General features: G+C 53.9%; 18 protein-coding genes. 11 read left to right on the top strand and 7 right to left on the bottom strand.

Annotated features, from left to right (window positions below; translation table 11 throughout):
* Nucleotides 1–28: 28 nt before the first annotated feature.
* From hemB to QFZ34_RS18905, 5 genes are all read left to right on the top strand, one after another.
* A complete protein-coding gene (gene hemB, locus QFZ34_RS18925) occupies nt 29–1,066 on the top strand; it encodes a porphobilinogen synthase (protein ID WP_115051732.1) in 1,038 nt (345 codons plus the stop codon).
* Nucleotides 1,067–1,135: 69 nt separating this feature from the next.
* Entirely contained in the window at nt 1,136–1,606 is a 471-nt protein-coding gene (locus QFZ34_RS18920) for an RDD family protein (RefSeq protein WP_307284157.1), read from the top strand.
* Nucleotides 1,607–1,651: 45 nt separating this feature from the next.
* Nucleotides 1,652–2,068 (top strand): hypothetical protein, encoded by a 417-nt coding sequence (locus tag QFZ34_RS18915; protein WP_162802406.1) that lies wholly within the window; start codon nt 1,652–1,654, stop codon nt 2,066–2,068.
* A 102-nt stretch (nt 2,069–2,170) separates the two neighbouring features.
* Complete coding sequence (locus QFZ34_RS18910) at nt 2,171–2,920, top strand: arginyltransferase (RefSeq protein ID WP_307284154.1); 750 nt, start codon at nt 2,171–2,173, stop codon at nt 2,918–2,920.
* 79 nt (nt 2,921–2,999) lie between these two features.
* Entirely contained in the window at nt 3,000–3,899 is a 900-nt protein-coding gene (locus QFZ34_RS18905) for a DMT family transporter (RefSeq protein WP_307284151.1), read from the top strand.
* Nucleotides 3,900–3,907: 8 nt separating this feature from the next.
* On the opposite strand, the gene parC is transcribed toward QFZ34_RS18905, so the two are convergent.
* On the bottom strand, nt 3,908–6,223 hold the full coding sequence (gene parC / locus QFZ34_RS18900) for a DNA topoisomerase IV subunit A (RefSeq protein WP_307284148.1): 2,316 nt from the start codon (nt 6,221–6,223) through the stop codon (nt 3,908–3,910).
* Between the two features lie 226 nt (nt 6,224–6,449).
* Here parC and QFZ34_RS18895 point away from each other — a divergent pair, with 226 nt between their 5' ends.
* A complete protein-coding gene (locus tag QFZ34_RS18895; protein ID WP_162802407.1) occupies nt 6,450–7,646 on the top strand; it encodes an aq_1923 C-terminal domain in 1,197 nt (398 codons plus the stop codon).
* Nucleotides 7,647–7,722: 76 nt separating this feature from the next.
* On the opposite strand, the gene aspS is transcribed toward QFZ34_RS18895, so the two are convergent.
* Entirely contained in the window at nt 7,723–9,513 is a 1,791-nt protein-coding gene (aspS, locus tag QFZ34_RS18890) for an aspartate--tRNA ligase (RefSeq protein WP_115051739.1), read from the bottom strand.
* Between the two features lie 141 nt (nt 9,514–9,654).
* Between aspS and rnd the strand changes: the two genes are divergently transcribed.
* Together rnd and QFZ34_RS18880 are read left to right on the top strand one after the other, a co-directional pair.
* Complete coding sequence (rnd, locus tag QFZ34_RS18885; RefSeq protein WP_115051740.1) at nt 9,655–10,815, top strand: ribonuclease D; 1,161 nt, start codon at nt 9,655–9,657, stop codon at nt 10,813–10,815.
* 217 nt (nt 10,816–11,032) lie between these two features.
* Nucleotides 11,033–11,947 (top strand): DMT family transporter, encoded by a 915-nt coding sequence (locus QFZ34_RS18880; protein WP_307284143.1) that lies wholly within the window; start codon nt 11,033–11,035, stop codon nt 11,945–11,947.
* On the opposite strand, the gene QFZ34_RS18875 is transcribed toward QFZ34_RS18880, so the two are convergent.
* Nucleotides 11,948–13,009, bottom strand: a complete 1,062-nt coding sequence (locus QFZ34_RS18875) for a serine hydrolase domain-containing protein (RefSeq protein ID WP_307284141.1) — start codon at nt 13,007–13,009, stop codon at nt 11,948–11,950.
* Between the two features lie 229 nt (nt 13,010–13,238).
* Between QFZ34_RS18875 and QFZ34_RS18870 the strand changes: the two genes are divergently transcribed.
* On the top strand, nt 13,239–14,453 hold the full coding sequence (locus QFZ34_RS18870) for an MFS transporter (RefSeq protein WP_307284138.1): 1,215 nt from the start codon (nt 13,239–13,241) through the stop codon (nt 14,451–14,453).
* A gap of 6 nt (nt 14,454–14,459) precedes the next feature.
* On the opposite strand, the gene ppx is transcribed toward QFZ34_RS18870, so the two are convergent.
* Both ppx and QFZ34_RS18860 read right to left on the bottom strand, forming a co-directional pair.
* Nucleotides 14,460–15,971, bottom strand: coding sequence for an exopolyphosphatase (ppx, locus tag QFZ34_RS18865; RefSeq protein ID WP_115051744.1), 1,512 nt, complete (start codon nt 15,969–15,971; stop codon nt 14,460–14,462).
* Nucleotides 15,972–16,029: 58 nt separating this feature from the next.
* Complete coding sequence (locus QFZ34_RS18860; RefSeq protein ID WP_307284133.1) at nt 16,030–18,222, bottom strand: RNA degradosome polyphosphate kinase; 2,193 nt, start codon at nt 18,220–18,222, stop codon at nt 16,030–16,032.
* 181 nt (nt 18,223–18,403) lie between these two features.
* Between QFZ34_RS18860 and QFZ34_RS18855 the strand changes: the two genes are divergently transcribed.
* Both QFZ34_RS18855 and QFZ34_RS18850 read left to right on the top strand, forming a co-directional pair.
* Entirely contained in the window at nt 18,404–18,649 is a 246-nt protein-coding gene (locus QFZ34_RS18855) for a zinc-finger domain-containing protein (protein WP_115051746.1), read from the top strand.
* On the top strand, nt 18,646–19,908 hold the full coding sequence (locus QFZ34_RS18850) for an FAD-dependent monooxygenase (protein ID WP_307284126.1): 1,263 nt from the start codon (nt 18,646–18,648) through the stop codon (nt 19,906–19,908). Before QFZ34_RS18855 ends, QFZ34_RS18850 begins: the two co-directional genes overlap by 4 nt.
* Before the next feature lie 133 nt (nt 19,909–20,041).
* Here QFZ34_RS18850 and QFZ34_RS18845 read toward each other — a convergent pair whose 3' ends face one another.
* Nucleotides 20,042–20,845, bottom strand: coding sequence for an amino acid ABC transporter ATP-binding protein (locus QFZ34_RS18845; protein ID WP_115051748.1), 804 nt, complete (start codon nt 20,843–20,845; stop codon nt 20,042–20,044).
* A gap of 12 nt (nt 20,846–20,857) precedes the next feature.
* The gene (locus QFZ34_RS18840) at nt 20,858–22,015 is read right to left on the bottom strand and encodes an amino acid ABC transporter permease (protein ID WP_115051749.1); all 1,158 of its coding nucleotides are present in this window, start codon (nt 22,013–22,015) and stop codon (nt 20,858–20,860) included.

The raw sequence follows: 22,015 nt of genomic DNA, 5'->3' as shown, positions 1-22,015 counted from the left end.
AAACTATTCCAAACAGCAGGCAGAAAACATGAACAAGCATCCCGCATTTCAAAGGCACGCGCCAAGAACCGTTGATGAAATTACCCAGAGCCGCCGTTTGCGCCGCATGCGCAAGGCCGACTGGTCGCGTCGTCTGGTCCAGGAAAACCAGCTGACAGTCAATGATCTGATCTGGCCGATATTCCTTTGCGAAGGTGAGAACCGACGAGAAGACATTGCCGCCATGCCTGGCGTACAGCGTTTTTCAGTGGATATGGCTGTGCGTGAAGCAGAACGGGCCGCCAAGCTTGGCATTCCTGCCATAGCTACATTCGCCAATATTGCCGCTGACCTGCGCGACGATACGGGTTCAGGGATTCTTGACCCTGACAATTTGATCAACCGGGCTACGCGCGCGATCAAAGATGCCGTGCCTGAAATCGGCATGATTACCGATGTTGCGCTCGACCCGTTCACCAGCCATGGCCATGATGGTATTTTGCGCGACGGTATCATCATCAATGACGAGACTGTTGCTCAAATTACGCAAGGTGCAGTGCTGCAAGCTGCTGCAGGCGCCGATATTATTGCGCCATCGGATATGATGGATGGCCGCATTGGTGCCATTCGTGATGCCTTGGATCAAAATGGCTTTCAAGATGTCGCGATCATGGCCTATGCCACCAAATTCGCTTCGGCGTTTTATGGCCCCTACCGCGAAGCAATCGGCACGTCCGGTCGGCTGAAGGGCGACAAGAAAACCTATTATATCGACCCTGCCAACACCGATGAAGCGGTGCGCGAGGCAGAGCAGGATCTTGCCGAGGGCGCAGATTCGCTCATGGTAAAGCCCGGCCTGCCCTATCTTGATATTATCCGCCGGTTGAAGGACACATTTTCTGTGCCGACCTTCGCTTATCAGGTTTCGGGCGAGTACACGATGATCAAAGCCGCCGGCGCCAATGGCTGGATCGACGAAGAACGTGTGATGATGGAAACGCTGCTGGCTTTCAAACGCGCTGGCTGCGACGGCATTCTCACCTACTTCGCACCCATTGTTGCAGAACGATTGAAGGCTGGCGCTTGAATTTATCTGCCTGAATTCCCAATTTCAGGGTAATGGCCATTTGGCTATCACTTGAAAACAGGAAACAAAATGAACGCGAAAACCCTTGATGGCGAAATAATTACTGATCGTTTCGACGATTGGCGCTTGTATCAGGGCGTGCGTACCAGCCGCATATTTGCCTTCCTGATCGACTATGCGATCGTGTTTCTGCTTTGCATTCCGGTAGCTATTCTCGTTTTCATTCTGGGGATCGCGACGCTGGGCCTTGGTTGGATGCTTTACGGCGTAATGTTTCCAGCTGTTGCCCTGATTTATATTTACGGTACCCTTGGCGGACCGCGTCAGGCTACCAAAGGTATGCAGATGATGGGGCTGAAGCTTGAACGCCTGGATGGCGGGAAAGTGGACGGACTGCTCGCAATCGTTCATACTGTGCTCTTCTGGGGCCTCAATGTCGTGTTGACCCCATTTATTCTGCTCGCAACCTTCTTCCTTGACCGCAAACGTACATTGCATGACCTTCTGCTCGGAACGGTTGTCGTCAGGGCATATAATTAAACATTGAAGGCTCCCGTCCGGGAGCCTTTCTTCTTCGGCATTGAAATGATGAACAGACACAAATCCGTTGCTGTAGCAGCTGCCCTGCTCGTTTTGTCAGGCGGCGTGAGCTATGCGGCTTCGCCTGCGGGAAAATTCTGCGGCGAAGTTATTTCCTATGGCGATTACCAGGATATCCAAACCAATCTGAGCGTGGACCGTGACGGGCGAATTACCGGGACGTATAAAATAGATGGGTTGGCCGGACGCACCGATGGCAATGTCATCGAAAAAGACCAAACCAGCCCGACAGACCGCACGCTGATTTGGACGGACAAGGATGGCACGGGCCTCGTCTCTTTACATTTCAGCAGCGATTATCAAAGTTTCAAAGCGGCGTGGGGTGGTTCAACCAATGGCCGTTTCGATCCGCCCATCCATTCATGGAGTGGGTCACGCTGCCCCGAAAGACCCGTGCACTGATACGACACACGCGACATTCACTCTGCAATGCAATATAATTGAATTGACGTTTTAGGCGGTCATACGATTCTATAGTTGTTACAGAGCGTGCCAGGAACTTGGATGACCCATCAACCGCAGCAATCACCGCAGTTTTTTCTGACAGCCCCCTCGCCATGCCCTTATCTTGAGGGACAGCTTGAACGCAAGGTATTTACCCACCTTGTGGGCGGGCGAGCCAGTGAGCTGAATGATCTGCTGACTCAAGGTGGCTTTCGGCGCTCGCAAAACATCGCTTACCGGCCAGCCTGCGAGAATTGCCGGGCATGTGTTTCCGTGCGCATTCTCGCCGGTGAGTTCACGCAGGATAAATCCATGCGACGTGTATGGAATCGCAATCGTGACCTGATCGGCAATATTCATCACGCCGAACCATCGACCGAACAATATTCACTGTTCAGGCATTATCTCAATGCGCGCCACAATAAGGGCGGCATGTCGGAAATGACCGTCCTCGATTATGCCATGATGGTGGAAGACACCCACGTGCCCACCCAGATCATCGAATATCGCCGGCGCGGCCCCGATAGCTTCATTACGCAAAAGGGCGAAGGTGAACTGATTGCCGTGGCATTGACCGATATCATGGGTGACGGGCTTTCCATGGTTTATTCATTCTTCAATCCGGACCATGCAAGCCGCTCTCTTGGCACCTTTATGATCCTCGACCATATTCAGCGCGCAGCTGCCGCAGGCCTGCCGCATGTGTATCTTGGATATTGGGTCGAGGGCTCGCGCAAGATGCAATATAAAATCCGCTACCAGCCGCAGGAACATCTGGGCATGAAAGGCTGGGAGCGCCGCGCGCCCTGATGGGTACGCTGGACGGCAGCCTGTTCTACCGCTAGACAACGCGGCATAATTCAAATGAATCCCCCCGGAAATCTGCCGCATGTCCCAGCTTCACCTCGACCATCGCAAAGGTTTGCTCATCACCGGCATCGGAGGTCTGGTGCTTTCGGCAGACATTCCTTTGTTGCGCCTTGGCCAAGGGGAAACATGGTCGACGCTGCTGCTGCGCAGCTCGACAACCTTCATCTGCGCGCTCATCATTTGGGCCGTTTGGAATCTCGTCACCGGAAAGCGCCGCAAAGTCCTTCCGGGCAAGATCGGGTATCTGGTTGCAGCGCTGTATGGCTTGGCTTCAATCGCCTTCATGACCGCAGTTTATAATACGAAGACAGCCAATCTCGTTTTCATTTTGGCGTTCAACACCGTATTCTCTGCGCTTTTGTCCTGGGTATTTCTGAAAGAACGGCCCAAGGCGATCACTTTCATTGCCATGTTCCTGATGCTGATCGGCGTCGGAATCATCGTGTATGAAGGCTTATCGGCAGGTCATGTCTTCGGCGATTTGATGGGGCTGTTGTCGACTTTCATTCTCGCATCGGCCATCACGGTCACGCGCGCGTCCGGCAAGGATATGAGCTTTGCTGCAATGATGGGCACCGCAGTGCCTATAGCCGTTGCTGCATTCATGGTATCGCAAAATGGATTCAACGTCGCCGTTCCTGGCTGGATCATCTTCAACGGCGCGGTGGTCACCACAATCGCCTTCATCTGCCTTGCAACAGGTCCGCGCTTTCTTTCAGGACCGGAAGTCGCGATGTTTTATCTGCTTGAAACAGTGCTGACGCCCATCTGGGTCTGGCTGGTATTTTCCGAACGCCCAACCGACGCCACCCTTTTGGGTGGCATCATCATCATTTCTGCTTTAATCGGCCATTCGCTCTGGCAAATGGTCCACTCACGCAGGCGAGCCCGGACGACGGCAATCCGCCATCCGATCTAGGGCTCGACTTACGAGAACTTGCCCGAGCGTGGGAAACCCTTTGGAACCATGCGGCCGGCCGTGGCGCGCGGGCCCACCCATTCCAAAAGCTCCAGTTTTCCACGCGTGAAGCTGCGGCCAGAAGCGTCCTGCCACGTCAATCCCTGCTCCATTGTGAAGATGCGGATATCGGAAACGCCACCATCCTTGTAGCGTTGCAGACGCACACCCTTGCCGCGACCGAGCTCTGGTACATCGGCCAGCGGGAAGACAAGCAGCTTGCGGTTTTCACCAACAATGGCAACGCTATCGCCGATGACCGGCACGCAATGGCGCGCTTCGTCCGGAGACTTGACGTTCATCACCTGCTTGCCCTTGCGCGTATTGGCAATGACATCTGCTTCAGGAACGATAAAGCCATTGCCGACATGCGATGACAGGAACAACTTACGCTCGGGATTGTGCACGAAAGCGGTGACAATATCCTGGTCGTTCTCCATATCGACGATGATGCGGATCGGCTCGCCATGACCACGCCCACCTGGAAGGCTGTTTGCACCGATGGTGTAGAACTTGCCGCCGGTAGTCAGAACGAGGATGCGGTCTGTTGTTTCAGCGTGGAATGCCAGCTTCAGCTTGTCGCCTTCCTTGAAGGTCAAAGTAGCAAAGTCTGCCAGATGCCCCTTCATGGCGCGCAGCCAGCCCTTTTCCGACACGACGACCGTCACCGGCTCGCGCTCGATCATGGCGTGATGAATGTCGGTCAGGTCATGTGTCGGCGCATTGGCGAAGGTTGTGCGACGCTTGCCAACCAAGGTCTCCGGTCCATACTTCTTTTGCATTTCAGCGATCTGCCACGAAATCGTCTGCCATTGTTTTGGCTCTGATCCCAGCAATTCCTCGATCTGCTTCTTTTCGGCGCTCAATCCGTCAAATTCTTTGCGGATTTCAAACTCTTCAAGCTTGCGCAAGGAGCGCAGGCGCATATTCAAGATAGCTTCCGCCTGATTATCGGTGAGTTCGAAGCGGCGGATCATCTCCTGCTTCGGTTCGTCCTCCTCGCGGATGATGCGGATAACTTCATCAATATTCAGATAGGCGATGAGCATGCCGCCCAGAATTTCAAGACGCCGCTCTATTTCACCAAGACGATGGCGCGAGCGGCGAATAAGCACTTCCTTGCGGTGTTCGAGCCACTGTTTGAGAACTTCACGCAAGGAGAGAACGTTCGGCACCTTGCCTTGCGACAGAACATTCATATTGAGCGGAAAGCGCGTTTCAAGTTCGCTCAGCTTAAACAGCGACTCCATGAGAATGTCCGGATTGACGCTTCGGCTCTTGGGTTCAAGCACAAGGCGGACATCTTCAGTCGACTCATCGCGTACGTCATCCAGCAATGGCAGCTTCTTGGCGATCAGGAGTTCCGCGATCTTTTCAATTAGCCGTGACTTTTGAACCTGATAAGGGATTTGGCCAATGACGATGTTCCACGTGCCTCGGCCCTGATCTTCCGTTTCCCAGCGGGCACGCAGACGAAAACCGCCACGGCCGGTTTTATAGGCTTCAACAATTGCTTCCCAACTTTCGACAAGAATGCCGCCCGTCGGGAAATCGGGACCACGCACCTTGCAGGTAAGCAGGGCTTTAGGGTCGTCCTTCGCCAACGCTTCGATGGCCGCCCATTCCTCCGGGGAAGTCATGAGCTCTTCCACCGTCGCGTCAGGATGCTTGATCAGATGCAGTGCCGCAGCGCAGAGTTCCGATACGTTGTGCGGTGGAATCGAGGTGGCCATGCCGACCGCAATGCCCGACGAACCATTGGCAAGCAGGTTTGGAAAGGCTCCGGGAAGAACGATTGGTTCTTCGTCTTCCTCATTATAGGTCGGGCGGAAATCGACGGCATCTTCGGTAATGCCCTCTAGGAGCAGCATGGCAACGTCGGTCATGCGCGCTTCGGTATAACGCATCGCTGCCGGGTTATCGCCATCAATATTGCCGAAGTTCCCCTGCCCGTCGACCACGGGATAGCGTACGGCAAAATCCTGGCTCAAGCGAACGAGCGCGTCATAGATCGACTGGTCGCCATGGGGATGAAACTTACCCATCACCTCGCCGACGATTCGGGCGCATTTGGCATAGGATTGATCAGGCGACAGGCGCAGCAAACGCATGGCATGCATGATGCGGCGATGAACGGGTTTTAGCCCGTCCCGCACATCCGGCAAGGCACGATGCATGATCGTTGACAGAGCATAGGCAAGATAGCGCTCTTCCAGCGCTGCCTTCAGATCAACCGGTTCGACATTATCATCGCCATTGTCTGGCGGAATCAGGCTTTTTCCCATGTGAATGGACTATCAAGACAAGGATTCGCGGGCAAGCAATGATTCGCCCAGATCACAGGCTGATAGCCCCATAATCACCGTTCTGCTGAACAAAGCTTGCCTTCGAACGGCAAATCTGACTTTCTAGCGCCCGAATCGTAAATATTGCCGCTTGGTTGATGGCTGTCACAGTTTTGCCGCGCCTCATGCAATAGGTATGATCATTGATCTCAACAAGGAACAAATTATGCGTCCAAACCCTGTGAAGTCCGGCTTGCGTCTGCTGGCTGCAACCTCTGCTCTCGTTGTCGTATTTGCCGGTTCAGCCTATGCCATCGACGGAAACGCTGTCGCTGCGCGCCTGAAGGCTGTTTATACCGAACAGGGCGGTGTCCTTGAATACAGCAATGTTGAAACAAACGGCACGACAGTCGTGTTGAAGGATGCCAAGGTTTCAACAACAGGCATTAAAGAAACATTCAATGCCGGTGACGTCACGCTTTCCGATGTGAGCGACGTTTCCGGTGGTGGCTTCAAGGTTGGATCGTTGACGGTCCCCGATGTCAGCTTTTCTCCTGAAGGCGAAGACAAGGGAACAATTAAGCTGGAAGGCATAGCGTTTGAAGGGATCACCCTTCCGGCGGAAGGCGCAACTGAGCCATTGGCAAAGTTTTTGCAGTATGAAAAAGCGGAAATAAAGCACGTCGCCTTTAATGCTAAAGGCAAGGATGTTTTCGTTGCCGACGCGCTTACCGCAACGATTTCCCCGCTGACTGAAACGTCACCTGTAGCTTTCACGACAAATGTTGAAAGCTTCAAAGCCGATCTGTCAGAAGTCGAAGATCCAAAGACCAAGGAAGCATTGACCGCTCTTGGTTATGAGACACTGACCGGGAAAATCGATATGAACGGCACGTGGAATGTTGCAGATGGCCGGTTGAACATCGAAAAGATGGATTTCATCACCGATGATGCTGGTACACTCGGCGTTAAGCTCGACATTTCCGGTTACACGCTGGACTTCATCAAGGGTCTGCAGGAAGCCACCAAGAATATGGAAGGCAAGCCTGACGACGCACAAGGCATGGCGATGCTCGGCCTTATGCAGCAGTTGAGCTTTACCGGCGCTTCGATCCGTTTTGAGGACGACTCAGTCACGTACAAGGCGCTCGACTATGTTGCCAAGCAGCAGAACGCCAAGCGCGAAGACCTGATCAATCAGGCAAAGGCAATCGTGCCAATGGCTGCGGCACAATTGGGCGATGCAGAATTCGCCCAGACACTCGGCACGGCAGTCGGCGAATATCTCGACGATCCAAAGACCCTCGAGATCAAGGCAGCTCCGCCAAAGTCAGTTCCATTCGCAATCATTGCAGCGGGCGGCATGGCCGATCCAAAGTCTCTGCTCAAAACACTTGGTGTTACGGTTATTGCGAACCAGTAATCCTGGCGATAAAACGAAAAAATCCCGGCAGCGATGCCGGGATTTTTGTTTGTCCAGAGTCGGTTAGAGAAGGTCTCTAAACTTCCTTCTTCACCGGGTTAAGACGGATATTCAGGTCGCGCAATTGCGCCTGCGAAACATCCGATGGAGCGTTCATCAGCAAATCATATGCCTGCTGGTTCATCGGGAACATGGTGATTTCACGCAAGTTCTTCGCACCGACCAGCAGCATGACGATGCGGTCAACACCAGCTGCCATGCCGCCATGGGGCGGTGCGCCATACTGGAATGCACGATAAAGACCACCGAAGCGTTCTTCCACGGTTTCGCGTGAATGACCGACAGCTTCAAATGCTTTGACCATTGTATCCGGCAGATGGTTACGAATACCGCCCGAGGCAATTTCGAAACCGTTGCAAACCATATCATACTGGAATGCCTTGATCGTCAGAGGATCCTGATTTTCGAGCGCATCCATGCCGCCCTGCGGCATTGAGAATGGGTTATGGGCAAAGTCGATCTTCTTTTCATCTTCAAGCCATTCGAAGAAGGGGAAATCGACAATCCAGCAAAGCGCAAACTGATCGCGGTCAACAAGGTTCAGCTCTTCACCAGCGCGCGTACGCGCAGCGCCTGCAAAGGATACGAACTTCTTAGGATCGCCGGCAACGAAGAAGGCTGCATCGCCATCATCAAGACCAAGCTGCACACGCAAGGCTTCCGTGCGCTCCGGTCCGATGTTCTTGGCGAGCGGGCCAGCGCCTTCAAGGCTTTCGCCTTCCTTACGCCAGAAAATATAGCCAAGGCCCGGTTGGCCTTCGCTTTGCGCCCAAGAGTTCATGCGGTCACAGAATGCACGTGAGCCCCCGGTCTTGGCAGGAATCGCCCATACCTCGACCTTTGGGTCATTGGCGATCATGTTTGCAAAGACTTTGAAGCCTGAACCGGCGAAATGCTCGGTCACTGCCTGCATTTCGATAGGGTTACGCAAGTCCGGCTTATCGGAACCATATTTGCGCATGGCATCATCATAAGCGATGCGCGGAAATTCCTTGGTAACGCGCTTGCCTTCAGCAAATTCTTCGAAAACGCCGCGCAGAACCGGTTCCATGGTAGTCAGAACGTCATTCTGTTCAACAAAACTCATTTCAACGTCGAGCTGATAAAACTCGCCCGGCAAACGATCCGCACGTGGATCTTCATCGCGGAAGCAGGGTGCGATCTGGAAGTATCGGTCGAAACCGGACATCATGATCAACTGCTTATATTGCTGCGGCGCTTGCGGCAGAGCATAAAACTTGCCGGGATGAATACGGCTTGGCACGAGAAAGTCTCGCGCGCCTTCCGGCGAAGAAGCTGTCAGAATTGGCGTCGAGAATTCCGTGAAGTTGATCTCACTCATACGGCGGCGCATCGCAGCGATGATCTTCGTGCGCTGCATGATGTTCTTGTGCAGTGTATCGCGGCGCAGATCGAGGAAGCGGTACTTCAGGCGGATATCTTCCGGATAATCCAATTCGCCAAACACCGGCAAAGGTAGTTCCTTCGCAGCCGAGAGAACTTCGATCTCACGCGCGAAAACTTCGATCTCGCCGGTCGGCATGTTGGCGTTTACCGTATCTTCGGTACGTGCCTTCACCTCACCGTCAACGCGGATAACCCATTCGCCCCGTACGGTTTCGGCAAGCTTGAAAGCTGGCGAATCGGGATTGGCGACGATTTGCGTCAGGCCATAATGGTCGCGGATATCAATAAAGAGAATTCCGCCATGGTCGCGGACGCGGTGGACCCAACCTGAAAGACGAACTGTCGAACCAACGTCCGATTTACGCAAGGCGGCGCAGGTATGGCTGCGGTAACGGTGCATGATATGTGCCTCTGATTAAATATGGCGAAAAGACCGAGGATAAGCCCTCGACACGCCAAAGAATTTGGGCGGACAAGCGCATTTTGGAGCTGATTTGTCAAGAACCGAGACAAACCCATTCTCATTCGCTATAGAAAAATCATGACCATGATTACAACCACAGATCAGCTTGAACAGGCTGTTGCCGCCCTTTCCCAATCAGACTTCGTGACTGTCGACACGGAATTCATCCGCGAGACCACGTTCTGGCCGGAGCTTTGCGTTATCCAATTGGCATCGCCCGATCATACGGCGATTGTGGATGCGCTGGCCCCTGGCCTTGATCTTGCAGCGTTTTTTAAGCTGATGGCCGACGAAAAAATCGTGAAAGTGTTTCATGCAGCCCGCCAGGACATTGAAATCATCTTCCATCTTGGCAATCTGATCCCGCACCCGGTGTTCGATACACAGGTTGCGGCGATGGTTTGCGGCTTTGGCGATGCCATCGCTTATGACCAATTGGTGCAAAAGGTGGTTGGGGCACAAATCGACAAATCTTCACGATTTACCGATTGGCGCAGGCGTCCTCTTTCCGAAAAGCAACTCGATTATGCTTTGGCGGACGTGACACATCTGCGCGATATTTACCTCCATTTGAAGGAAAGCCTTGAAGCCGAGGGCCGCACCGAATGGGTTCTGGACGAGATGAAAATTCTCACCGCGCGCGAAACCTATGACATGCATCCGGACGATGCCTGGAAACGGCTGAAGATGCGCTTGCGCAAGCCGGTGGAACTTGCCGTCCTACGCAGTGTGGCAGCATGGCGCGAACGCGAAGCGCGCGAACGCAATGTGCCGCGCGGGCGTGTCATCAAGGATGACGCGATTTACGAGATCGCACAACAGCAGCCGCGCGACGCCGAGGCCATGTCACGTTTGCGAACGATTCCAAAGGGTTGGGAGCGCTCCAGCATGGCGACAGGCTTGCTTAATGCTGTTAATCTCGCGCTTGACCTGCCGAAGGATGAGATGCCCCGCTTGCCGAAACAAAGCGCTTCCCCGGAAGGCGCTGGAGCAGCTTCGGAGCTTTTGAAGGTGCTTCTTCGGCTTGTTACCGAAGAGCATGGCGTTGCCGCAAAGGTGGTGGCTACCTCCGATGAAATCGACAGGATCGCTTCGGAAGGTGATGTTGATGACATTCCGGCATTGCAAGGATGGCGTCGCGAAGTCTTTGGAGAAAAGGCGCTTCAACTGATCAATGGCGAGCTTTGCCTGAAATTCGAAAACAAGAAAATTCGGGCGCTGGTTCTTCCCAGTGAATGAGGGTTGCAACTGACTGCACTCATTTTGCAGCCCATAGTTACAAAAATTCAGTCAAAACAGCCGGTTTTTCTGTGAAGATCCGGCTGTTTTCCTGCAAATTACTCAATTCGGCCAATCAACCCTATTGAGTTTCGATAATTCGGCCATCATCGAAGCATCGGGCTGAGAATTCAGGACATTGATCATTGCTATGATCCATGCCGCGAAGGTTTAAACCATGACTGCTTCCTCCACCACAACGCCCGCTCTCGCCAAAGAGGTTGCGCTCCTTGCTGTACTCGCAACTTTATGGGGTGCCTCCTACACCTTCATCAGAATTGGTGTTGAAACCATCCCGCCGATCACCTTTATTGCTGCACGCACATTGATAGCCGGAGGGCTGTTGGTGGCGATCATTAAAATGCGTGGACTTTCGCTGCCTAAGGACCCGGCGATCTGGAAGCGCTTTTTCATTCAAGCCTGTATCAACAGTGTTATCCCCTTTACCCTGATTGCCTGGGCCGAGCAGACGGTAAATGCCGGACTGGCGACTATCCTCAATTCGACCACGCCAATTTTCGCCTTTCTGCTGACGGTGCTGATTACGCGGCATGAAGCGGTGACGATGCGCAAGCTTTTGGGAACAATTGCCGGTGTCATCGGAATCAGCCTGATTATCGGAATGGAAGCCTTTCAGGGGGTCGGCAAGGAACTGGTGGCGCAACTGGCAATTGTGGCTGCAACAATCTCCTATGCCGCCGCTGCCATATTCGGACGGGGCTTCAAGGGGCTTGATCCGATGATGCCGGCCGCCGGTTCAATGATTTGCGGAGCGGTGATACTTATCCCCGTCAGCTTGGTTGTGGACCAGCCATGGACCATTGCGCCATCGGCTGACTCGCTGCTGGCACTGCTCGGTCTCTCGGTGTTTTCGACCGCCCTCGCCTTTGTTATCTATTTCCGGCTTATCCACACGCTTGGCTCGGTGAGCACAACATCGCAGGCCTATCTGCGCGTTCCAATCGGTGTAGGAATCGGCGTTATTTTCCTTGGTGAAACTCTGGCCTCGACCGCATTGACCGGACTTGTATTCGTTGTCATCGGCGTTGCCGCCATGACATTTCCATCGCGCAAGAAGACTGTGCCCGTCTGATCAACCTATGGCAGCTTCCGCTGCCGGAACAATTCGGGTTGCCAAAAGATCGTGCAATTGGCGCACATAGCCCGAGCGACCGGAAGGCGCTGCGGTGTTTGAGGTCATCACCGCCACCACGGATGCATGAGGCACGACATAGATCATCTGGCCGCCATAGCCCCAGGCATAATAGAACGGCTTGCCATCCGGCGTATAAGAGATGAACCAGCCCAGACCATAGCTATCGCCAGTAAATGGCGAGCTGGTTCGAGGCTTCCACGATTCTTCGATCCAGGCAGCTGGCACGATTTGCTTGCCGCCGCTCTTTCCGCCATCGAGAAACATTTTGCCAAAGGCAAGCATGGCCCGCGGCGACAATTCCATGTCATTGCCGCCGAAATAAATGCCCTGCGGATCACGTGGCCAAGGTGGAATAGTGATGTCCAGCGGTTCGCCCAGCCAATCGCGCGCAATCTGCAATGTCGTGCGACCCGTCTTGCGGGTGAGCATTGCGGATATGAGATGCGAATTGCCGGTTGAGTAAAGCATGCGCCCGCCCGGCTCATCGACGAAATCTCGAGCGAGCGCATAACGAACCCAATCGGAGCTCTCGACCCAGCGGCCATAATTGGGGCCGGATGTACGATCAAGCCCCGCCTGCATGGAAAGCAGATTGCCGAGCGTTATTCGCGCCAGCCGAGGATCACGATCCTGCGGCAGCTTATTCGACAGGATTGGCGCAACAAGCTCGTCCAACCCGGAAAAAACTTTGCGCTCAATGGCTATGCCAGCCAAGGTCGCAATGATTGTCTTGGAAACGGATTTTACATTGACGGGACGATCTATGGCGGGACCATGGAAACGGTGCTCAATCTGGGTCTGCCCGCCGGCATATACGATCATCGTCTGGAGTGCCGGAAAAGACGAAGCCTGTTCAATGATCTGGCTCGTCGCAACATTGTCCAAAGCCACAGCTTTGTTTGGAACCTGCGCAAGAGAGAACGAAGGGGCCAAAGCGCCCGCTCCACCGGCAAGGGTGGCCAAGATGAAGCTGCGGCGATTAACCGGATGGGTTTTCATGCGGCGACTTTGACGAGCATGAAGCGGTACGGCAACTCAACTCCGCTCACATGCGTGTGATCATACCGGCTTGTCGCAGAAACTGGATTGTCAGATATAAGGCGTACCCGCCAAGGCCATGACCAGAGCAAATTCCCAAAGCAAAAATTACCGATCGCAACAAATTTGAGGGAGTTCTGCAAGAAAACTGATAGAGGTCGAGGTCTCTTCCTCTCGGTGCAAACAATCCATGACTTCTTCGATCAGTTTCCGCGAGCGCATCGCTCTTTATGCTTTTCTGACCTCGCTGACATCCATTAGCATTGACGCGCTGTTGCCAGGGTTGCGCCAAATCGGAGAAGACGTTGTTGGCGGGCCGCCGCTATCCACACAGCACATCATATCGCTCTTCATTTTCGGCATGGCCGTCGGCGAGCTGCTACTAGGGCCCCTATCTGATGCCATGGGACGCAAGAAAGCGCTTGTGCTTGGCCTTGGCATTTATGCAGTTGGAACCATTATTGCGATGCTGGCCAGATCGCTGGAAGTAGTGATACTTGGTCGGATTCTTCAGGGCGTCGGCGTATCCGGCCCCAAGATAGCTACACGCGCCATGATCCGTGACCAGTTTGAGGGCGACGCAATGGCTCGCGTAATGTCCTTGATGTTCACCCTCTTCATTATGGTGCCGATGCTGGCTCCAGCTATGGCGCAGGGAGTGATTTTTATGGCTGGATGGCGTGCCATTTTCGGCATTTACCTCGCTATGGCGATGATCCTGGGTCTTTGGCTGGTGATTCGGCAACCGGAAACACTGCCGGTCGACAAACGTATATCCTTCCGGCCGAAACTCTTGATACGGAATGGCAGGCGCATTTTGGCAAAACGCCGTGTGGCGCTGCTGATCGTCGCGACCGGGATGGTGTTCGGATCACAGCTGCTTTACCTCAGCACGGCAGCCGATTTGTTTTTCGACGCTTATGAGATCAAGGAAACATTTCCCTTTTATTTTGCGGTGCTGGCCGCAGGAATTGGACTTGCATCATTTCTCAATGCCAAGCTCGTACAGCGGTTTGGAACGGATGCCATGACGCGTGCAGCCTTTATGGGATTGGCAATAGTCGGTCTTCTGATGTTGATTGCATCCGTGCTCTGGCGTGGGCACTTGCCTCTGGTGGTCCTGATGGTCTTCACCTTTTCAGCCTTCTTTACCATCGGCATATTGTTCGGAAACCTCAATGCCATGGCTATGCGCTCTCTGGGACAGGTTGCTGGCTTGGGCGCATCTTTGATCGCATCCGGATCGAGCCTTATCGCCACCCTGTTCGCCATCGCTATAGGGAGCTTCTATGATGGTAGGACAATGTATCTGGCGGCCGGATTCTTTATCGCTGGTATCAGTTCGCTCGCTTTGGCGCATTTCGCTATGAAAAGCGACGCTTCGCCGGTAGAGGCGGCGCGTTGAACAAGATTACTTGCCGACTTCCATTTTAAGCGGCTTGCCGATGAGCTTTGCCAATTGCTGCAGGCGTCCTTCGGTGACATCGCCGATGAGATCAGCTTTCGATTTATCCACCACAAGGCTGATGCCATCAGAGGTGTTTTTCCATGAAAGATACGGCACGACGCCGGACATGGAAGCCGAAAATGGATAGGTAATCCGCATGATGGCGGCCAGAAGACGCGAGAACTCCAAAAGTCGCGGGCTGGCAATCGCCGCAAGCTCCGGGTCCGGTACGCTATTGGCAACCCCTTCATGACGGAAGAAATTGGCAAGCGCTATATAGGCGCGGCCAGGATGATCAATGCCGACAAAAGCGGCATTGGAGATCATGTTCAGCGCCTGACTGCCGCGATAATCGGGATGCGCCCGCCAGCTTATATCTGCAATCAGGCAGGCCGCGCGCCGGTAGCGCTTCTCATCATCAGTCTCTTTATAACCCAGCGCCGCGAAAGCATCGCCGCTCCAGTCGGCAAGTTCACGCGCATAGGCAGGCGAACGTGCACGCAGTGTCGCCAGTTCCTCGGCGGCAGAAATGAGCGGGTCATTCAACTGCTCGCTCTCGGGCAAGAGCGAATAGAGAAAGCCCTCACGCACGCCAAGTGCCGAAAAGACTACTTTCGACGGCTTCATGATCTTGATTGTTTCAAGCAATGCAATGGCGCCGTAGGACAAGAGCGCCCGGCGGTTTTTTGAGACATCCTCAATGCCGCGCATATTGTCCACATCACCGACAGCAACGCGCTTGAGGAAGCGCTGGGCTTCTTCGAACGGAATTTCATAATGATGCATGACGTGGAGCGGATAATGTTCCGCACTCATATGCAGCTTGGCAAGGTTTCGCCACGTTCCTCCAACCGCATAAAAGGCCCTGCCCTTGCCATTGGCAAGAAGCTTGGCTGTGCCCAGGGTTTTTTGAGCGATGCTCAGCGCTTCGGTCAAATCGCCTTCAGACATATCCTGCAGGCGCAGACCACCAAGGGGCAAGGTTATGCCATCACCGATCTTACGGCCTTTGACGTCGACAAGTTCCAGACTGCCGCCGCCAAGATCGCCCGCAATGCCGTCAGGATCATGAAAACCGGAAATGATGCCAAGCGCCGAATAATAGGCTTCTTCCCGGCCCGACAGAACCTTGATGGGTTCTTCAAGGATGGCTTCCGCTTCGCGGATAAATTGCGAGCCATTTTCCGCCTCACGTGCGGCGGCAGTGGCAAGCACATCCAGCGACACGGCACCAGCCTGCTCGGCAAGCGCGCGAAACCGGCGGAGCGCGCGCAAGGCGCTCTGCACGGCTTTGGCATTCAGCTTTTTGGTTTTGACCAGTCCCTTGCCAAGACCACACAATATCTTTTCATTGAAAAGAACCGTGGGCGAGCGCGTAACACCTTCATAAACCACAAGACGCACGGAATTCGAGCCGATGTCGATGACAGCGGCCGGTCGGCGTCCCTGCACACGTCCCTGTGCTGCCGATATCATAAAGTCTGGGTTCCCAAACCGGTATATCGGCAGTCACCAGAGAAAGTCGCAATTAAATTCATTTTTCTTTCGCCGCTTTCCGCTTGCGATGGGCAATCAATCGAGGCGCAGAAGATTTCAGCGACTTGCCACGGCCTGAAAGGCTAGGATTGGTCATGAAATATTCCTGCGCATTAAAAGCATCCTCCCCATCGGCGGGAGCGATCCGCCGCGAGGTTCCATCTGCAAGTAGCTCATAACTCTGCTGGTTGTCGAGAAGGTTTGCCAGCATAATCTGTGAAAGAACCTGTTGATGCACAGTTGGATTGGTGATGGGCACCAAAGTTTCAACACGGCGGTCAAGATTACGGGTCATCATATCGGCTGAACCGAAATAGACCAGAGCGTTTTCCGATGGGAGCGGCTTGCCATTGCCAAAGCAGAAAATACGGCTGTGTTCAAGGAAGCGGCCCACGATGGACTTTGCGCGAATATTCTCCGAAAGCCCCGACACCTGCGGACGCAGGCAGCAAATGCCACGCACGACGAGATCAATTTCCACACCGGCACTGCTGGCTTCATAAAGCGCATCGATAATCTTCGCATCGACCAGCGAATTCATTTTCATCCAGATTGCGGCAGGACGGCCAGCTTTCGCATGGGCGATTTCCTCGGCAATATGCTGAAGAATGCGAGGACGCAGCGTGATCGGGGAAACGGCAAGCTGCATTTCGCCGGAAGGCGGCGTATAGCCTGTGATGTAGTTGAAGATTTGCGCCACGTCGCGGCCAATTGAAGGCTCGCATGTGAAGAACGACAGATCCGTATAAATCTTTGCGGTGATGGGGTGATAATTGCCGGTGCCCAGATGCACATAGCTGCGCAACTTGTTTTCTTCGCGGCGCACGACCAGCGACATTTTCGCATGGGTTTTCAACTCGATAAAGCCGAACACGACCTGTACGCCAGCGCGCTCCAGATCGCGGGCCCAGCGAATATTGGCCTCTTCATCGAAACGCGCCTTAAGTTCGATCAAGGCAGTAACGGACTTACCGGCATCTGCGGCATCAATCAGCGCACGCACGATCGGGCTATCATTTGAAGTACGGTAAAGTGTCTGCTTGATTGCAACGACATCCGGATCGGCAGCGGCCTGACGCAGAAATTGCACCACGACATCGAAGGATTCGTAAGGGTGATGGACGATGATGTCTTTCTCGCGAATCGCTGCGAAGCAGTCGCCACCATGTTCCCGCACACGTTCAGGAAAACGCGGATTGTAAGGAACAAACTTCAGGTCCGGGCGCGCGATGCTGACAATTTCCGAAATCATATTGAGCGCAAGCAGACCGCCAAGCACGCTGATGCGGTTATCTGGCACACCCAGCTCCGTAGCCACAAAGCTGCGCAGGGATTCAGGCATTTCATCATCAAATTCGATGCGGATCACCTGACCGCGGCGACGGCGCTTCAGGGCGCTTTCGAACAGGCGAACCAGATCTTCCGCCTCTTCCTCGACTTCAATATCGCTGTCACGGATGATGCGGAACGTGCCGGCACCCTTGACCTCATAGCCAGGGAAAAGCCGCCCAGTGAAAAGGCTGATCGCATCTTCAAGAGATAAGAAGCGGTAGCGACCGCTATCATCCGGTATCTGGATAAAGCGCTTGAGCGCCTGCGGCAGGCGCAGGAGCGCCGTCATTGGGCGGTTATCCGTGCTGCGGTTCAGCAGCATGGCAATGGTGAAGCCCAGATTTGGGATAAATGGAAAAGGATGCGCCGGATCAATGGCCAAGGGTGTTAGCACAGGATAGATGGTTTCGAGAAAATGATCCTCCAGCCATTCCTGCTCAGCTTTGGTCAAACGATCAGGCCGAACAATTTCGATATTCTCCCTGATCAATTCCTCGCGCAAGGCACTCAGACGCAGCTGCTGGGCGGCTTGAAGTTTGCCGACTTCTTCGAGAACGAATTCCAGCTGTTCCTGCGGCGTGCGTCCATCATCACTGCGACTGGAGACGTTTTCGCGCACCTGCCCGGCCAGACCGGCAATGCGCACCATGAAGAACTCATCCAGATTGGCAGCCGAAATAGACAGAAAGCGCAGGCGCTCAAGCAAGGGCTGGTGGGTATTTTGCGCTTCTTCAAGCACGCGGCGATTAAATTGCAGCCAGGAGAATTCGCGGTTGACGAAGCGATCAACGCTGGTGTGCAGATCCGGCAGAGAGACATTCTCAACAGGCTGCGGAATGGTGGGCGATTGGTCGTTCATCAATATTCTCCAGCTAAAAAAATTTCCCGCAAAATGCGGACTTAAGAGCGCACCATAGACAAGTCTTTTGACAGTTTGATAGCAATCGTCTTGAAATCGTAATCAGGATGATACAAACCGAAGCGAAAGAGAAGTCAAATGCCAAACATGCGTATTTGACGAGACGATTCAGGAGCGAAAAATGGCTGGCCACAGCATCCCTCATTTCCAGAACAGCGCAGGACATGCGACCATTGCCATCGGCGTGAAGGAATTCATGTGCGTGGGTGCCAACCCGCCTTTCGACCATCCGCATGTGTTTCTCGATCTGGGCGATGACAATGAAAAAGTTTGCCCCTATTGCTCCACGCTTTACCGCTATGACGCTTCGCTGCATGCCGATGAGACAGTCCCAGCAGGTTGCACCTATGTGGACAGGGCCGCTTGAACGCATCGCTCATCGATTTAAAGACCGAACGAAACAGGCGCGATCCCAATCCTGACCAGATTATTATCGCCGGTGCTGGCATTGCCGGATTGACGCTGGCGCTTGCCTTGAGTGCCAAAGGTTTTCCAGTTCAGATATTTGAGAAAAGCGCGACGCTGGCCGAAGCCGGTGCCGGAGTGCAGCTCTCCCCCAATGCCACGCGGATATTGCAGCGGCTCTGTGTTCTCGACCAATTAACGCCATCCTCGGTTGAACCGCAGGCAATTTGTCTTGCAGATGGTTCGAGCGGCGAAATGTTGCTTTCGCTTGATGTTGGTCATGTGGCCCGCACGAGATGGGGCTCACCCTATATTGTCTGCCACCGGGCCGATCTGCAAAATGCCTTGCTGGAACAGGCGCGAAGCCAGCCCAATATAGCCATCCAGCTGCAATCAGCGGTGACACAGTACAAGCCTGACGCAGATGGCATTATCGTTCGCGTTCAATATCACGATCGTATCGAGGAACATCGCGGGGCTTTGCTCGTAGGTGCCGACGGCGTCTGGTCGAATATGCGCACTGCCATGTCCGACATGGAGCGCGCGCGCTATACATCGACGATTGCCTGGCGTTCGACCATCGCCGCTGACCAGTTGCCAAAGAGCTTCACATCCCTGCTGCCTCAGGGCATCAATGTTGTTGCCTGGGTTGGTTCAAACGCTCATCTGGTCGCCTACCCGATACGTTCCGGTGAAATGTTCAATTTCATTGCTGTTGCCCCGGATCGCCAAGGCGGACGGCGATGGGACGCTGGGGCTGTGCCGGAAACGCCAAGCCAAAATTTTATCCGGGAATTCAATCTTTGGCATCCCGGTATTCGCGACATCATGCTGGCGGGAAGACCTTGGACTTCATGGCCATTGTTTGAGCAGCGTAAATGCCGTTACCGAATAAAGGATCGCCTGGTGCTGATCGGGGATGCTGCCCACGCGATGACGCCATATGCAGCGCAGGGAGCGGCCATGGCTATCGAGGATGCATGGGCGCTGGCATCTGCCTTGGGGGAAAATATCGCAGCATGGCCATCGGCTTTAGACGCGTTTGACAAGACCCGCAGCAAACGTATCAAAGCAGTGGTGCGGCGCGGAGCGATGAACCAGCTCGCCTATCATGCCAAAGGGCCAATCGCCATGGCGCGCAATATGATTATGCGCAAACGCCCTGCCGAAAAGTTTATCGAAGGGCTGGATTGGCTCTATGGATATGATGGCCAGATTTGAATGCAAAAACCCTCGCCGAAGCGAGGGTCATGAGCGCCCAAAAGGGCTTGCAGGCGAAATATAAGAAAAATGGATTGCATTATCAAACAGGCGGCCATAAGGCCGCCGTTTGGTAACATTGCAGAAAACTATCTCAATGAAGAATCTGGCTGAGGAATAGCTTCGTGCGTTCGTGCTGCGGATTATCAAAGAACTCGGCAGGGGCGTTCTGTTCAACGATCTGGCCCTGATCCATGAAGATAACGCGATTTGCAACCTGGCGCGCAAAGCCCATTTCGTGGGTTACGCAAACCATGGTCATGCCTTCTTCAGCAAGCTGCACCATTGTGTCGAGCACTTCCTTGATCATTTCCGGATCAAGGGCCGACGTCGGCTCATCAAACAGCATGATGCGTGGATTCATGCAGAGCGAACGGGCAATGGCTACGCGTTGCTGCTGACCACCGGAAAGCTGACCCGGATATTTATTGGCCTGTTCGGGGATTTTGACGCGCTCAAGAAAGTGCATCGCAATTTCGTCCGCCTTCTTCTTCGGCATCTTGCGTACCCAGATTGGGGCCAGCGTGCAGTTTTCCAGGATAGTTAAATGTGGGAATAGATTGAAATGCTGGAACACCATGCCGACTTCGCGCCGAACTTCGTCGATCTTTTTCAGATCGTTGGTAAGTTCGATGCCGTCAACGAGAATCTTGCCGCTCTGATGCTCTTCCAAACGGTTGATGCAGCGGATCATGGTCGACTTACCTGAACCGGACGGACCGGCAATGACGATACGCTCGCCGCGCATCACCTTGAGGTTGATGTCCTTCAGGACATGAAAATCCCCGTACCATTTGTTCATATTGATGATCTCAACGGCAACGTCTGTCGTGGAGACTTGCAGGAGCGAATGGTCGACGTGGATTTCTTCCGGGTCGATAATGTTTTCAGTTGTCATATACGTATGCTCCTAACGTTTGTGGCCAGTGTCGAGACGATTTTCCATGAAGATGGAATAGCGCGACATGCCGAAGCAGAAAATCCAGAAGACGAAACCGGCAAAAACCAGACCGGACATGGGGGTTTGCGGCGATGACCAATTTGTATCGTTGAAGTGCTGACGCACCGTCCCGAGCAAATCGAACATGCTGATGATCGAAACAAGCGATGTATCCTTGAACAGACCGATAAAGGTGTTGACGATACCTGGGATTACCAGTTTCAACGCCTGTGGCAGAATGATGAGGCCAGTTTTCTGCCAGTAACCGAGTCCAAGCGAATCCGCACCTTCATATTGCCCTTTCGGGATGGCTTGCAGACCACCACGCACCACCTCCGCCATATAGGCCGAGGCGAACAGCGCAACACCGATCAGCGCCCGCAGGAACTTATCGAATGAAACGCCCGGCGGCAGGAACAATGGCAGCATATAGCTGGCCATGAACAGGACCGTCACCAGCGGAATACCACGCACCATTTCGATAAAAATGACGCACAGCATCTTGATGACCGGCATTTTCGAGCGCCGTCCAAGTGCCAGTGCTATGCCGAGAGGAAGCGAGACGGAAATACCAACGAAGGAAATAACCAGCGTAACCAGCAGGCCACCCCAAACGGAGGTTTCGACATAGGGAAGGCCGAACCAGCCACCAACCAGCAGGAAGAATGCGACGATCGGGAATACGAAAAAGAAGACGATCGCATTCAGTACCTTGTAGGGCGCTTTTGGAATCAGAAGTGGAATCAGGAGGGCAACGAACATGATGCCCACAAGATTGACCCGCCAACGTTGGTCAATGGGGTAAGGACCATACATGAACTGGCCGAATTTGGCGTTCACGAAGGCCCAGCATGCGCCGGACCAGCCATCTGGCTGCAAACCGCCCTGTGCCACGGTCGCACATACCGACCTGTTCGGCCCGACCCACGCAGCTTGAATAAATAGCCAGTTGATCAGTGGCGGTAAAAACCATGCCAGAACGAGAAGTGCCAAGACGGTCAGAACAGCATCGACCGGCGTTGCAAGCAAATTAACCCGCACCCATCGCACAATGCCGCGTTCACCCAAGGGCGGAGTTTGACCCTGCAGCATTTCCTGACGAACGAAACTAATATTGGTGTCTGTCAT

Origin of the sequence: Phyllobacterium ifriqiyense (assembly GCF_030817885.1) — a bacterium.
Lineage (GTDB): Bacteria > Pseudomonadota > Alphaproteobacteria > Rhizobiales > Rhizobiaceae > Phyllobacterium > Phyllobacterium ifriqiyense.
The sequence above is the reverse complement of the archived record's forward strand: the minus strand, read 5'-3'. Positions and strand labels throughout refer to the sequence as shown.